The 14035-nt window shown below is 60.6% G+C and carries 14 protein-coding genes and 1 tRNA gene; 6 read left to right on the top strand and 9 right to left on the bottom strand.

What is annotated here, in order from left to right; translation table 11 throughout:
• Positions 1 to 110: 110 nt before the first annotated feature.
• The 5 genes from NW826_RS01720 to NW826_RS01700 all read right to left on the bottom strand — a co-directional run bounded on the left by NW826_RS01720 (position 111) and on the right by NW826_RS01700 (position 3957).
• Positions 111 to 764, bottom strand: a complete 654-nt coding sequence (locus tag NW826_RS01720; RefSeq protein ID WP_414334760.1) for an LON peptidase substrate-binding domain-containing protein — start codon at positions 762 to 764, stop codon at positions 111 to 113.
• A gap of 114 nt (positions 765 to 878) precedes the next feature.
• Positions 879 to 1397, bottom strand: coding sequence for a crossover junction endodeoxyribonuclease RuvC (gene ruvC / locus NW826_RS01715; RefSeq protein ID WP_414334759.1), 519 nt, complete (start codon positions 1395 to 1397; stop codon positions 879 to 881).
• On the bottom strand, positions 1372 to 1926 hold the full coding sequence (gene pgsA / locus NW826_RS01710) for a CDP-diacylglycerol--glycerol-3-phosphate 3-phosphatidyltransferase (RefSeq protein WP_414509281.1): 555 nt from the start codon (positions 1924 to 1926) through the stop codon (positions 1372 to 1374). The genes ruvC and pgsA overlap by 26 nt, the downstream gene beginning before the upstream one ends.
• 35 nt (positions 1927 to 1961) lie before the next feature.
• On the bottom strand, positions 1962 to 2894 hold the full coding sequence (locus NW826_RS01705; RefSeq protein ID WP_414334757.1) for a nucleoside hydrolase: 933 nt from the start codon (positions 2892 to 2894) through the stop codon (positions 1962 to 1964).
• Positions 2895 to 2970: 76 nt separating this feature from the next.
• The gene (locus tag NW826_RS01700; RefSeq protein WP_414334756.1) at positions 2971 to 3957 is read right to left on the bottom strand and encodes an ABC transporter ATP-binding protein; all 987 of its coding nucleotides are present in this window, start codon (positions 3955 to 3957) and stop codon (positions 2971 to 2973) included.
• 201 nt (positions 3958 to 4158) lie between these two features.
• On the opposite strand from NW826_RS01700, the gene NW826_RS01695 reads away from it, so the two are divergent.
• A complete protein-coding gene (locus NW826_RS01695; RefSeq protein WP_414509280.1) occupies positions 4159 to 4809 on the top strand; it encodes a CDP-alcohol phosphatidyltransferase family protein in 651 nt (216 codons plus the stop codon).
• A gap of 113 nt (positions 4810 to 4922) precedes the next feature.
• Here the strand turns inward: NW826_RS01695 and NW826_RS01690 are convergent, their stop codons facing one another.
• A complete protein-coding gene (locus NW826_RS01690; protein ID WP_414334754.1) occupies positions 4923 to 6356 on the bottom strand; it encodes a folate/biopterin family MFS transporter in 1434 nt (477 codons plus the stop codon).
• A 349-nt stretch (positions 6357 to 6705) separates the two neighbouring features.
• Here NW826_RS01690 and NW826_RS01685 point away from each other — a divergent pair, with 349 nt between their 5' ends.
• Positions 6706 to 7617 carry an alpha/beta fold hydrolase gene (locus NW826_RS01685; protein WP_414509279.1) on the top strand — a complete coding sequence of 304 codons (912 nt, stop codon included), beginning with the start codon at positions 6706 to 6708 and terminating at the stop codon, positions 7615 to 7617.
• A gap of 10 nt (positions 7618 to 7627) precedes the next feature.
• On the opposite strand, the gene NW826_RS01680 is transcribed toward NW826_RS01685, so the two are convergent.
• On the bottom strand, positions 7628 to 8083 hold the full coding sequence (locus tag NW826_RS01680) for an HHL1-like protein (protein WP_414509278.1): 456 nt from the start codon (positions 8081 to 8083) through the stop codon (positions 7628 to 7630).
• 124 nt (positions 8084 to 8207) lie between these two features.
• Between NW826_RS01680 and NW826_RS01675 the strand changes: the two genes are divergently transcribed.
• From NW826_RS01675 to NW826_RS01665, 3 genes are all read left to right on the top strand, one after another.
• A tRNA-Pro gene (locus NW826_RS01675) sits at positions 8208 to 8281 on the top strand.
• Positions 8282 to 8479: 198 nt separating this feature from the next.
• A complete protein-coding gene (locus tag NW826_RS01670) occupies positions 8480 to 9763 on the top strand; it encodes an HD domain-containing phosphohydrolase (protein ID WP_414509277.1) in 1284 nt (427 codons plus the stop codon).
• A 267-nt stretch (positions 9764 to 10030) separates the two neighbouring features.
• Complete coding sequence (locus tag NW826_RS01665; protein WP_414509276.1) at positions 10031 to 11152, top strand: methyl-accepting chemotaxis protein; 1122 nt, start codon at positions 10031 to 10033, stop codon at positions 11150 to 11152.
• On the opposite strand, the gene NW826_RS01660 is transcribed toward NW826_RS01665, so the two are convergent.
• The gene (locus NW826_RS01660) at positions 11149 to 11559 is read right to left on the bottom strand and encodes a DUF4359 domain-containing protein (protein ID WP_414509275.1); all 411 of its coding nucleotides are present in this window, start codon (positions 11557 to 11559) and stop codon (positions 11149 to 11151) included. The two genes, NW826_RS01665 and NW826_RS01660, sit on opposite strands and share 4 nt — an antisense overlap.
• Before the next feature lie 242 nt (positions 11560 to 11801).
• Here NW826_RS01660 and prfB point away from each other — a divergent pair.
• A protein-coding gene (gene prfB / locus NW826_RS01655; protein WP_414334761.1) for a peptide chain release factor 2 occupies positions 11802 to 12933 on the top strand; the annotation gives its coding sequence in 2 pieces (ribosomal slippage) (positions 11802 to 11873 and positions 11875 to 12933; 1131 coding nt in all).
• On the opposite strand, the gene NW826_RS01650 is transcribed toward prfB, so the two are convergent.
• Positions 12930 to 13943 carry an o-succinylbenzoate synthase gene (locus tag NW826_RS01650; RefSeq protein ID WP_414509274.1) on the bottom strand — a complete coding sequence of 338 codons (1014 nt, stop codon included), beginning with the start codon at positions 13941 to 13943 and terminating at the stop codon, positions 12930 to 12932. The two genes, prfB and NW826_RS01650, sit on opposite strands and share 4 nt — an antisense overlap.
• Positions 13944 to 14035 lie beyond the last annotated feature (92 nt).

Raw genomic sequence — 14035 nt, 5'->3', positions numbered from 1 at the left:
TCAGAGGGTGCTATCCATCCCCACCCGGGTGGGGAATTCCGCACCTTACGTTAAAATCCACAAGAGTTGCCAGAACAGATGGGAGCAGAGCTGGCCGGTTGACAGGCACCTCAGGAGATTTCTGTAAACAGATCCTTGAGGGCTGTGCGGGCGGCCAGGTGCTTGCGGGTGGACTCGAGAATTTCGGCTTCGCGGCGCAGCCGGCTTTCGGTGTTGACCATTTCCAGCAGCGCTTGCTGCTCCTGAGGGGCTCCCTGGAAGTGGCTGGCCACCCAGTAGGACAACTCTACAGGGGTGGTGGGAAGCTGCTCCGGCAGCTCGGTATCGCGCTCCATCAATTTGCCCGAAAGACGCACCACGTCCTGCAGGAGAGTCGTAACCTGGCGCGCCCAGCTCTGCAGCTCCTCGGAAGAGGTGGTCGGCTCATCCTCGATCCACTCCACCAGCCCCACCCGGAAGGGCTTTTCCCGCACGTAATCCAGGACGCGGAAGCGCTGCTGCCCCAAGGTCAAAATGTCCATGCGGTCATCCGGCAACCGCTGCACCTGCAACACCTCAGCACAACAGCCTATCCGCACCGGGGATCCCGTCTGGGGATTGAACATCAGCACCCCGAAGCGGCGATCCGTCTCCAGGATGGTGTTGATCATCATGCGGTAGCGGTACTCGAAAATGTGCAGCGGCAGGGGGCGGCCCGGAAACAGTACCACCTCCGGCAAGGGAAACAGGGGCAGCTCGCGAACATCCACGGAAGAAGAAGGCATAGGGCTTGTGCTTCTCGCTGTACTGAGTCTAGCCCATCTTGAAAGGCCTTCGGCCCGCCAGCGCGAACGGCCAATCTGGTCGCCTTTGCTGAAGTCGAACGGGGCCGGGATCCCTCAAAAGAAGCGGTGGTGCCAGACCGTGATGGCGATAGCCAGGGCATCGGCGGCATCATCCGGACGGGGCAGGTTGGGCAGGTTGAGCTCGCGGGCCACGGCGGCTTGTACGGCCTGTTTGTCGGCGCGTCCGTAGCCTGTCAGGCTTTGCTTGACTTGGGCAGGGGTAAACTCCACCGGCACCAGGTGATGTTGGGCCAAGGTGAGCAGGATCACGCCACGAGCTTGAGCGATGGCAATGGTGTTGCCCATTTTGTAGAAAAAGAGCTTTTCCAGCCCCACCTGATGCGGGCGCAGTTGGCACAGCAACTGGCTCAAGTCCTCGTACAGCGTTTGCAGCCGTTCCGGCATCGAGTGTTGGCTAGGGGTGCTGATCACCCCATAATCCACGGGTTTTAACCCGGCAGATCCCGCCAGAATGCAACCAAAACCCAAAGTTCCCAGGCCCGGATCCAACCCGAGGATGCGCTGCTCATCATAGCGCTCCGCGCCGCTATCGCGACGGGGAGGATTTGGCAACACCATCGTTGTGCAAATAGGTCAGGCCAGAGATCAGGGTGAGAACCACCGCCACCCAAAAACAAGGGATCCCGCCCGGCCACCCCAAAATCAGCAGAGCAATGGCCAGGATTTGGGTCACGGTCTTGGCTTTGCCCCAGAGATTGGCGCCGCGGATTTGGCTTTGGTTGGCCCGCCAACCGGCAATGACCAGCTCTCGCCCCACCAGCAAAAAGACTCCCCAGGCCGGGATCCGCCCCAACTCCAGCAGGCCCAGCAGGGCCGCCACCACCAGCAGCTTATCCACCAGGGGATCCAGAACCTTGCCCACATCGGTCACCAACCCATAGCGGCGGGCCAAGTGGCCGTCCAGCCAATCGGTTGCCGCCGCCAGCAGAAACGCCCAGAGGGCCAGCCGCTCTCCCAACGGGGATCTCAGGCTCAGCCCCAGCAAAACAAAGGGGATCCCTGCCAGCCGCAGCAGGGTAACGGCGGTGGGCAGGTTTACCCACGCCAGTTTGACACTTTGGACGGCGCCGGGATTGTCCACCTCAGATCTGGCCTCAAGGATAAAGTTAACCAGAATTATCGGTAACGGCCCAGGCGCTCGGTGAGCAGGTGGTAGAACCCTTCAGGATCTACTCCAAAAGCCACCTGGACATTGGCGGGACGGCCGCTGGATCCCCAGCGATCCACCACCGTCCGGCCCAGGTTCAAGGGGCTGGCCGTTTCCACCTCGACATAGCAGGGCTTGAGTTCAAACAACTGCGGCTGCAAGAGGTAGGCGATAACACAAGGGTCGTGCAAGGGCCCCCCCGGCAACCCGTAGCGCTCCACATCGACCTTACCGTAAAAGGTGAGCATGTTGGCCACCGTCTGCCCCACCTGGGTGTTGAGGGCGCGAATCCGCTCGATCCGCTCCGGCGTGCTGAGGACTTGTTGGGTGACGTGCAGACCCAGCATCACCACCTCTGGGATCCCGGCGCTGAGCACGATCTGGGCGGCGTGGGGATCGGTGAGGATGTTGAACTCGGCTGCCGGGGTGACATTGCCCTCAAAGGCAGATCCTCCCATGAACACCAGCCGCCCGATGCGCTCCACAAGCCGGGGCTGCTGCACCAGGGCCACCGCCAAGTTGGTCATCGGGCCCAGCAGCGCCAGGGTAACCGGCTCAGGGGCAGCCATCAGGGTCTCGATGAGAAATTGCACCGCGTGCCGGGATCCCAGCGGCATCTGCGGCTCCGGCAAATTGGCGCCGTCGATCCCGCTTTTGCCATGCACGTCCTCAGCAGTTTCCAGGGGGCGCAAGAGGGGGCGAGGGCAGCCGGCATAGACTCCCATCTGCGGCTGACCGGCCAACTCGCAGATCTGCCGCGCGTTGCGGCTGGTCTTCTCCACAGAGACATTGCCAGCCACCGTGGTAATGCCCAGCAACTGCAGCTCAGGTGAGGCCATCGCCAGCAGCAGGGCCACCGCATCGTCTTGGCCGGGGTCGCAATCGATGATCAGGGGCACCATAGGGATCCCGGTAGCGGCTTACTCCCCCAGTGTAGGCTTTTCTGCTGCGCTGGAGAGCAACTGGGGTGGGGCAAGTCTAGGCAGAGACGGGATGATCGCCTTCGATAGCCCGCACCTGATTGACAAAGAATTCTTCCAAAGATTGCCGCTGCCAATGCAAATCGGTCACCACCGCCCCCGCCTGGCTGAGAAGGGTCAGCAGCTCCGGCAGGGATCCGCTCCATTCCCCCGACCAATGGGATCCCTGGATCGAGAAGTGCCCTAGGCAGTCGCGGAACTGGTCGATGGCGCCACCGTGCCCTTGCACGCGGTAGCTTTTGCTTTGGCCCAGCAGCTCGTCCAACGTCCCCTGCTGCACCAATTTGCCGCCGACGATCAGGCCGACGCGGTTGCAGATCACCTCCACATCCCCCAGGATGTGGCTGTTAAAGAACACCGTTTTGCCCTGTTGCTTGAGGGACAAGATGATCTCCCGCATCTGGTAGCGGCCCATGGGATCCAGCCCCGACATCGGCTCATCCAGAAACACCAGCTCCGGGTCGTTGATCAGGGCTTGGGCCATGCCGGTGCGCTGCAGCATGCCCTTGGAGTAGGTGCGCAGTTGTTTTTTGCGGGCCGTATCTACAGAAAGCCCCACCAGCTCCAGCAGTTGCGGGATCCGCTCCCTGAGAAGGCTATCGGGCAGGCGAAACAGCTTGCCGGCAAAATGGAGAAATTCCCATGCTGTCAGGTAATCGTAAAAATAGGGGTTCTCCGGCAAATAGCCCACCTGTTGCTTGATGGAGCGATCCCCCAAAGGTTTGCCCAAGAGCGTGCCGCTGCCGCTGGTGGGCTCCACAATCCCCAGCAGGCATTTGATCGTGGTGGTTTTGCCGGCCCCGTTGGGCCCCAACAGCCCAAAGGTCTCGCCGCGGGCCACTGTCAAAGAAAAATCCTTGAGGGGGCTGACCACCTTGTTCAGCCAAAAGCCGGTGCGATAGGTTTTGGTCAGGCCGGAGATGGCGATGGCCGGTTCGGGATGGAGGTCAGTCGCCTCTAGCGCAGGAGCAAGAGTCTCGCTCATGGGGGTGTCCGGGGTCAGGGTTGCTCAGCCTTCTGGAAGCGCCACTTGCTGGGTTGACCAGTGCTTGGCCCCTTCTTTCTTAAGTTTACCCAGCGGGCTTGGCCCAGCTTAAGTCTGTCTCAGCCTACACGCTCGCCTTCTGGATCTGGGATGATGAGTTCCAAGTTAGCTCCCAACGGGCGACTCTCAAAGGAGTGTTCCTTGCTGGATAAAACCCTGAGGCAGTGGAAGGAGCGGCTCTTGGCTCCGGTGCTGCAAACCCCTCTCCAACGGGTGCATCCCCTGGTCATTACCTTGTCGGGGTTTGCGGTGGGCCTGGCCTCTGGCGCAGCAGCGGCCTACGGGGCTTATGGATGGGGGCTGGGCCTGTGGCTGCTGAACCGGTTGATGGATGGGCTAGATGGCACCTTGGCTCGGCTGCAGGGGCGGCAAAGCGATCTGGGCGGCTACCTGGATATGCTGCTGGATGTGGTGGTGTATGCGGTCGTTCCCCTGGGGCTGGCCTTTCACCAGGGATCCCTGGCAGGCTATGCATTTCTGGCCCTGATGCTGGCCAGCTTTTACATCAACCTTTGCGCTTGGATGTACCTGGCGGGGCTGCTGGAAAAACGGCGAAGGGTTGTTTGCATCAACGGGACAGAGTCCTTAGGGGAACTGACCAGCATAACCATGCCGCCTGGGCTGATCGAGGGCAGCGAAACCATCTTTCTCTACAGTTTGTTTTTCCTTTTCCCCGAGTACATGGTGGGGTTGTTTGGGCTGATGGCGATTCTGGTGCTCTTCAGCGCTGCGCAGCGGTTGATCTGGGCGCTGGGATCCCTTTCTGCTCCAAGGTCAGACTGGCAACAGTAAAACGGTTCGTCACCTAGACTCCCAACTCCCCTCTCCCTCTGGGAGAGGGGTTGGGGGTGAGGGAAGCGGCGCGGAGTGATTGGGGAGTGTCTTCATCAGGTTTGAAACCAACTCTAATTCAAGTCGGTTTCGACCAGAGCGACCCCTTCTATCGCCAAAGCAGCCTCGGTCTCTTCTGGGCGCACATCCTGCAAAAAAGCTTCCAGAGAGGCCTGGGCTTCCGCCTCTGAATAGTGCTCCGCACCGCTCAGGCGATCGGCTCCTTCCGGCAGCCAGCCCAAAAACGGCAAGGGCAAGAGGGTGGAAAGGTTGGTCAGGATCAGCAGCAGCCCCAGCCGGCTGAAATCGGTCTCCGTCACCCCCAGCCCATGCATCAGCAGGGATCCCAGCTCTTGGGAGAGAAACCCCGCCAGATTAAAAGCCGACATCAGCAGGGCAAAGAGGGTGGCCTCGATCCCAGGGGGGCAAAGGCGGGCGGCCAAGACCAGCACCGGCATGAAGGCAATTTGCCCGGCCACCGTCAGCACCAAGCTGTCCCCCAAGCTAAACCAGTGATCGTCGATGCCCCAATCCCGATTGAGGTGATAGACCAAAATGAGGCTGGTCAGGCCCAATCCCGCCGAGAGCACCGTCATCCAGCCGAATAGGGGCCGCAGTGGGATCCGCCGCAGATACACCTGGAAGATCCCGACCCCCAGCAGGCTGGCCATGCTGGTTGCCAAGCGCACCTGACCCAAAAATTCTGGCCCAAAGCCGAGGTCGTTGGTAACAAAGTAAAAAAGAGCCACATCGGCGCTGGGAGTGGCCTGCCAAACGAATACAAACAGCACCGGCAGCAGAATGCTGGGCTGCCGCAGCGCCCGCCACACCTGGCGCACCTGTTGCTGCAAGGGATCCCAGCCTTGAGACAACGCCACCGGCTGATCGACAATCACCCAAGCCGCTAGAGCGATGAACAACGGCAAAAAGGCCGTCAGCCCAAACACCACCTGCGGCGAATAATGGGCCAAGAGCGCCCCTCCCAAATAGGCGGTGAGCAGGGATCCCAAGGCCGTTGCCCCCCAAGTCAAAGATTGCAGCGTGCCCGTCCCTGCCCAGTCATGGCCATGTACCCGCTCCACCACCAGCGAATCCACGATCACATCTCCCACCGCCACCGCCAGGGATCCCAAAACCATCCACAGGGTGGCCAGCCCAGCCGTCGGCGCCCACAGCGCCATGCCCAGCCAAGCCACGCACCCCAGAAGCCCAGAAAGCAAGAGGTAAGGACGACGGCGGTAGCCCGCTACGGGCACGGTATCCGACAGCAGGCCGTAGAGGGGTTTGAGGATCCAGGGACTCATGGCAACGCCCATCAACGCTGCCACCTGCGACGGGCTGAGGCCCAAGCTATCTTTCAGATAAAAGCTGGTGGCCAGCCGTGCCAAGCCCAGCGCCCCCTGCACAAAGTACACCAAGAGGATCCCGAATAGCTCTGGTGTCCAGTGGATATCCCGCAGCGGGGTCAGGGTGGAGGAGCGCAGCCGTTGCAGCAGAGGATGGAGCATGGGGGGTGCAGAGTTGCGTAGTGTTACATTTGCGCAGTGTTGCCTCGGCAACCGCAAAACCATCAGAAATCTTAACAGTCCCTTTACTCTAACCCGTCCAACCGGCTTGCGGGCACCAGGGGCCACGCTCTAAAACAACTGGACTGGTGGATACTTGCCCAGATTCCGAGCCCGCACTGGTCGGCAGCAGCCGGATGTGAGCATTTGGGAGTCATTTCTAGTCTAGAGAAGCCGTGACTTCCCTCTCTCTGGGAGAGGGGTTGGGGGGTGAGGGCCAGAAGACGAGGCTATTCCAGAGTGGCAGTAGGATGAAGGAGTAGTCTCAGAACATTTCCACCTCTTTCTGGCTGTGTTCACTGCTTCTCCTGCCGGTTGGGCGGCTGATGTCATCGCGCCTTTTGCTCCTCAAGTCTGGAGCTGGCGCGGCCATGCCATTCGCTACGTGGTGCAGGGATCCGGATCTCCGCTGGTCTTGGTGCATGGCTTTGGGGCTTCCATCGGCCATTGGCGGCACAACATCCCCGTGCTGGCTGGGGCGGGATACCGGGTCTATGCCCTGGATTTGCTGGGGTTTGGTGGCTCGGCCAAGCCTGCTCTCCCCTACAGCCTAGATCTGTGGGCGGAGTTGCTGGCGGATTTTTGGCAGCAGCACGTGCAGCAGCCGGCGGTGTTTATTGGCAATTCCATCGGGGCCTTGCTCAGCTTGATGATGGCCGCCCAACACCCTCAACTGGCCGCAGGGGCGGTGCTGCTCAACTGTGCCGGCGGCCTGAACCACCGCTCCCACGAGCTCAACCCGATTTTCCGCGTTTTCATGGCCGCCTTTACTGCCCTGGTAGCCTCTCCGGCGACCGGGCCGTGGGTGTTTGATCGGGTGCGGCAGCGGCAGCGGATCCGTGCCACCCTGAAACAGGTATATCGCAACCCCGCCGCCATTACCGATGAGCTGGTGGAGCTCCTCTATGCCCCTTCCTGTGATGTGGGCGCTCAGCAGGTGTTTGCTGCCATCCTCACCGCTCCTCCCGGCCCCACTCCCGAATCTCTGCTGCCCCAGGTGCGCTGTCCGCTGTTGGTGCTCTGGGGAGAAGAGGATCCCTGGACGCCCATTCAACGGGGATGCGGCTTTGAAAACCATGTGCAGGGGATCGACTACCAGTTTTTGCCCATTCCCAATACCGGCCATTGCCCCCATGACGAACGCCCAGAGGTGGTTAACCCTCTGATTGTGGGCTGGCTGCCCAGAGCCTTTGCGGCTGTTTGACAGGCTGTCCTCAGGTTTTTGGGGAAGTTTTTTGAGCAGATAGGCCCAACCAACTCCGTATTTTGGTCATCCAAACTTGAAAGGGCGAGGGCTGGGGCCGGATCGCCACCTGGATCGGCTCGTCTTGGAAGTCTGGATCTTTGAGGCGAAACCCAAACTCTAGGTCATCTTTCACTTTACTAAGACGGGGAAACAGCCTCACGGCTGCTTTTTTGAGCTCTTCTTCATTTTGGAAAATGGCCTGGTGAATGGCACCGGAACGCCCCACCGCCAGGGATCCCACCGGCAGCCAGGGGTTGGGCTTGCCGGGCGCGGGCTGGCGATGTCGAACAAAGATGTTGAACTCCGGCATCCCCTTGGCTTTCAGCTCGTCGTAGCGTTTGGCGGCTTCCTTGCGCTTGGCCGTGTTGGCTTTGGCCGGCTTTTTCTCCGGCCTGGATGGGCTGAAACCCTTGGACTGACTCATACCTGGCTTGACAAGAGGGGTGTTTTTGCAGCTTAGCGCAGATTGGATCCCTTCCTTCCAGGGTTGCTCCGACCGGCGTGCTATACTTATTGAGCCTTGGTGGGCGGTTGAAGAAGCCTACCAGCGGGATGTAGCGCAGCTTGGTAGCGCACTTCGTTCGGGACGAAGGGGTCGCAGGTTCGAATCCTGTCATCCCGATGGGCTTGGGCAAAATCGCGTTGGCCTCCCGGCTCCCCAGCCGGGAGAATATGTAGAGTAGACGGGCCTTGGCAAGGAGAAGGGGCAACGGCGCTTGGGGAGTGCCTCAATTGGGCTTGAGATAACCCAAGACCTGGGTGCTTTGGGTGTTGTTGGGCTGGTCTCGCCCAACGGGATTGGGGCAGCAGCAGGAGCCGCATGGCCCTGCTACCGTTCTATTGTGAACGCGCTGCTGCCAAACTCTGCCATGGAGAACCAACCGTGACCCACCTGGCCACCCCCTTCGACCTTCACCCCCGCGAAACCGGGTTTGATACCCCAGATGCCCTGCGTCTCAGCCAACGCCTCATTCAAGTGGGGATCGCCCTTTCTTCGGAAACGGATCTCAGGCGCCTGCTGGAACTGATTGTCGCCCAAGCCCGCGAGCTGACCTGCTGTGATGGCGCCAGCTTGTTCATCCGGGAGGGAGAAGAGTTGCGCTTTTTCGTGGTCAACCGCAACGAGGAGCTGCAGGATCTGCGCCTGCCCCTCACTCCTTCCAGCATTGTGGGCTATGTGGTGCTCACTGGGGAGAGCTTGAACTTGCCGGACGTCTATCGCTTGCCACCGGGCTTGCCCTATGCCTTCAACTCCCAAGTAGATCAGCAAACCGGCTACCGCACCCGCTCTTTGCTCACGGTGCCGCTGCGGGATCCCTCAGGAAACATCCTCGGCGCCCTGCAACTCTTGAACCGTCTCAGGCCGGATCGCCCTGCTGACCCAGCGCCCAACCAGGTGGCTGACTGGAGCCAGCCGTTTTCTGAGTTGGAAGTCCGGGTGGCCGAAGCCCTGGCTTCCCAGGCGGCGGTTGCCTATCAAAATGTGCGCTTGCGGGAAGAGCTGAAAGCCGCTCACCTGGAAACGATTTTCTGTCTGGCCCAGGCTGCCGAATACCGGGATCAAGACACCGCTTTTCACCTGAAGCGGATGAGCCATTATTCCCGCATTCTCGCCAAAGAGTTGGGCCTCTCCAGCCGAGAACAGGAGCTGATTTTCTACGCCAGCCCCCTGCACGATGTGGGCAAAATTGGGATCCCGGATGCCATCTTGCAAAAGCCAGGCCCCCTCACCTCTGAAGAGCGCCTGATCATGAACCGCCACCCTGAGATTGGCTACGAGATCCTCAGCAAGTCCGACTCGGAGCTGATGAAAAAAAGCGCCATCATTGCCCTCACCCACCACGAAAAGTTTGATGGCAGCGGCTACCCGCGGGGCCTCAAGGGCGAAGGGATCCCGCTGGAAGGGCGAATCGTGGCTTTGGCCGATGTCTTTGATGCCTTGGCCAGCCGCCGCCCCTACAAAGCAGCCTGGGATCTAGACGAGATCTTTCGCTTTGTGGAAAGCAACAGCGGCAGCCACTTCGATCCCCACGTGGTGGCAGCTTTTAAGCGCGGGCGCGGCGAAATCCTGGAGATCTACCACCGCTATCAAGAGGCTCACTAACCCCAGATCCCCTTAGCCCCTGGGTTCAGAACAGGTTCCTCGCCTGCCCACCAATGAAGCACAAATGAAAGAGAAAAAGCATCTCTCCGCACAATCCCGTATAGGCTTGTAGCCAGCAGACAAGATCTCAAGCCAAACTAAGGGTGTCCGGCTCTGTTTGCCACCGGTTCGCTGGAAAGGCGAGCAGAGCTCTGCCTCTGTGCTCCTCTATACATAGCACATTCTTGGCCACTTGTCTCTGCCCAACCCGCGCCGAGGATCCCTGTGATGGCTACCCTGACCAATCCGCCCACTCCCACCCTCTCGATCAACACCAAGCTGCGCGATCTGGCCCTGGTGGACTTTCAGGTGAGCGAGTCCACCCCCTGCGAGAACGTGGTGCGCCGCCTAGAAGATGATCCCAGCCTTTCGGGAGTCATCGTGCTGGATGAGCAGTCGCGAGTGCAGGGGATGTTGACCCGCCGCGCCATTTTGGAGTGGATGCTGAGCAAGCCCTATGGCCTAGACGTGTTTTTGAAGCGGCCCATCAGCTCCTTGGTGGAGTTCCACGGACGGGACTTTTTGCTGCTCCCCGGCGACTGCGATGTCATCGCGGCGGCCAGCCAGGCCTTCCGGCGGCCCCAGGAGACCATCTACGACCCGGTGGTGGTACAAGTTGGTTCCCAGGACTACCGCCTTTTGGATGTGCCGGTGTTGTTGGTGGCCCAGTCGCAGGTGCATCTGGCCACGCAGCGGAAGCTGCAAGAACAGCAGGAGGAGATGCAACGGATCTTGGCCGAGCTGGAGCAAGAGAAAAACCGCAGCCTTCAGTATGCCCGCGATCTGGAGCGGCAAAAGGCCGAGATCCTCAGCCAGAACATCGCTCTAGATCGGGAGCGGCGCCAGGCCCAGCAGCGCTCCGAAGAACTGGCCCGCCTCAACGACCGCATCATCGAGATCAGCTCGGTGCTCTCGGAGAAGGGCAAATCCACCTTTGCCGCCACCTTTGCTGGAGTAGAGGCCGTTCGCCGTCTATTTCAGGAAATTGCCGACAGCAACCAGGAGCTCTCCCGCGAGCTCAAGGAAATCAACACCATCGTTGACTTGATCGTAGAGGTGGCGGGCTATATTCGCCTGCTCTCCTTTAATGCGGCTGTGGAGGCCAACCGCAGCGGCGGAGGTGGCGGTTTTGGCGCCATTGCCCAGGAGATTCGCAAATTGGCAGGGCGCACCACCGAAGCCAGCAACCGCATCCGCGGCTTGGCAGAGCGCATCCAACGCCAAAGCCAATCCACCCTGCAATCAGCCCAGGCCAGCGCCGAGATGGTGCAATCCCTTTACCAGCAGGCCCAGTCGGCCCAGGCGGCCCTGGAGGAGTTGCAAGCCCTCTTGGAGCGGGCCCAGGTTTAGCCTTTTTTGGGAGTGGTCTGGCCCTCGCGGATCTCGTAGGTGTAAAACCGCCCTGCCACTGCCAGAGTTTGGAAGTGGTAGGTGGGCAAGGAGCTCCCCAGTGGGCCAAAGTTAAGCAACGACAAATCGGTGCTGTAGAGGCTGAAGAGGATGAAGTTTTGCCGGCGGGTCTGGCGCAGGAACAGCTCTGCCAGCTCCGGTTGCAGCTCTTGTACAAGGGCGTGACATTCCTCAATGAGGGTGGGCAAAAAAGCCGGGAGCTGGGCGCAGTATTCCCGTGTAGCATAGGCAGCCAATTGTTCCCCTGCATAGGCCCCATACGCTTCCGGGGTGGGATTGGCGATGGCCAGAGCAGCCACACCCCCGGCCAGAACCAGTCCGGAAAGCAAGGAAAAGACCCTCAGCATAGCGGCCTCCGAAACAAGATTTTCCATTCTGCTACGGGCTTGAGGTGCTTCGACAGGGATCCTTCGGCAAAAGCCATCGCCTAAGGCCGCCCTGTCGCCTCCTAGAGCCGGCGCGGGATCACCCAATTGGCCAGGAATGCGGTTCACGGTGTTGCAGCAAACCTGCAAAAGAGCTGGATCCCTTGGTTGAATTGCTAGCCTACAGGCTAGGATGGGAGCCGATGCGCAGCTTGATGCTCTCTATGGAACTGGCCGATCTGAGACGCACCCTAGAATCGCTCACCTCGCGCCTGAGCAGTGCTCAGGACTATCTTTGACCTGCCCCGCCTAGAGCAACAGATCGCCATTTTGGAGCAAGAGGCCGCGCAGCCGCAGTTTTGGAACGATGCCGAGGCGGCCCGCCGCCACCTGCAACAGCTCAACAGCCTCAAGGCCTCCTGGGATCAAGTCCACCGCTGGAAGGATCGCCTGGAAGATGCCACCAGCGCCCTGGAGCTGTTGCAAGAGGATCCCGACCCGGAGCTGTTGGCGGAAGTGTCCGGATCCCTGGCGGCGGTGGAGCGGGAGCTCGGCCAATGGGAGCTGCGGCAACTGCTTTCCGGCCCCTACGACAAAAACGGCGCCATCCTCACCATTACCGCCGGCGCGGGGGGAACCGACGCTCAAGACTGGGCAGCGATGCTCCTGAAGATGTACACCCGCTGGGCGGAAAACCAGGGCTACAAGGTCAGCCTCTCGGAATACTCGGAAGGGGCAGAGGCCGGCATCAAGTCGGCCACCCTGTTGATCGAGGGGCCCTACGCCTATGGGTATCTTTCCGCCGAGAAGGGCAACCACCGCATGGAGCGCATCAGCCCCTTCAACGCCAACGGCAAGCGCCAGACCAGCTTTGCCGGCGTCGAGGTCATGCCCATCCTGGAGGAAGAGAATGAGTTCGAGCTGAGGATGGAGGATCTGGAGTTCGAGACTTCTCGTTCCGGTGGGGCAGGCGGCCAAAACGTCAACAAGGTGGAAACGGCGGTGCGCGTCATCCACAAGCCCACCGGCATTGCCGTGCGCTGCACCGAGGAGCGTTCCCAACTGCAAAATAAGGAGCGGGCCATCCAGATCCTGAAGGCGAAGCTCATCGAATTGGAGGAGGAGAAGCGCCGGCAAAAGCTGGCCGAGATCCGCGGCGAGATGGTGACCCAGGGCTTTGGGGGCCGGATCCGCACCTACACCTTTGATCCCTACAAGTTGATCAAAGACCACCGTACCAACGCCGAAACCTACAATGTCGAGGCGTTTATGAATGGCGAACCGGAGGAGCTGATGCACTTTATCCAGGCCTACCTGCGGCAGGAACATGCCAAACAGCAGGCTGCTGCAGTCTAGGGCCGGCTGTGGCGCTCCCACACCGCCTGCATCAGGGCTGCCCGCTCCGACGCCGAGATCGCGCCCAATTGAACGGGATCCCACTCTGGGAAAAACTCCCCCACCCCCCATCCCAAGGCTCTGGGATGGGCTGTTTTTGCCTGCAGGGATCCCGCCCAAACTAGGCCGTGCCAAGCGCCAATAGGGGTTTCCAGGGCCGAGGAAAACACCAGATCCAAGCCCGGGTGTTGGCTGAGGTAGTCCCTCAGGGCAAGACCGGATCCGACCAAAGAGGGCTTGACCACCAGGATCCCTTGCCAGCCCGACCGGTGGACAGCTTGCAACTGCTCCAGGCCGGCCACTGACTCATCCAGAGCAAGGGGAGTTTGAAACTCGCGGCTCAGTTGGATCAAGTCAGCGTGCTGCTCCGGGGGCAGAGGCTGCTCGAAAAACTCGATCTTGCCCGGCCACTCCTGATTGAGCTGGTCGCAGAGGGCCAGCCAGCGCCGCGCCTCGGCTAGGGTCAGCCCCCCGTTGGCATCCAGGCGCAGCCGGGATCCGGGCGGCAGTTGCTCCAGCCAGCTTGCTAGCTTTTTCCACTCCTGCTCAAAGGCATCCACCCCCACCTTGCCTTTGTAAACCGGGTAGGAACCTACGGGGACGGCTTTTCCCAAAAGCCCACAAAACGCAAGCCCCGAGAGATCCCTGGCCAGCCAGCCGGGATCCCGACAGGCCAGCCAGGCGCATTCCAAGCCAAAGCGAGTGGCGGGCAGAGTTGCTGGGATCCCTTCAATCTGCACCTCGGATAGCTCAGCCGGCAACTGCTGGCAAAACGCCAGCGCTTGCTCCAAAGTCTCGCTGCCCAACCAGGGGAGGGGAGCAATCTCCCCATAGCCCTGCTGACCCGTCTCCAGATCCGTCAGCCGGATCAGGATCCCTTCGCGGACAGACCATAGGCCGTAGCGGGTGCGCAAGGGCTGCCGAAAAGGACGCCGGTAGAGGCAAAACGCAAAGGAAAACCCCTTTTCCAACTGCCCATGCAAGACGGAGTCCCCTTTCTGGCTCGGAATTTTAACGTAAGGTGCGGAATTCCCCACCGTCTATACGGTGGGGATGGATAGCA

This window comes from Synechococcus sp. OH20 (assembly GCF_047502685.1).
Taxonomy (GTDB): Bacteria; Cyanobacteriota; Cyanobacteriia; order Thermostichales; family Thermostichaceae; genus Thermostichus.
The sequence above is the reverse complement of the archived record's forward strand: the minus strand, read 5'-3'. Positions and strand labels throughout refer to the sequence as shown.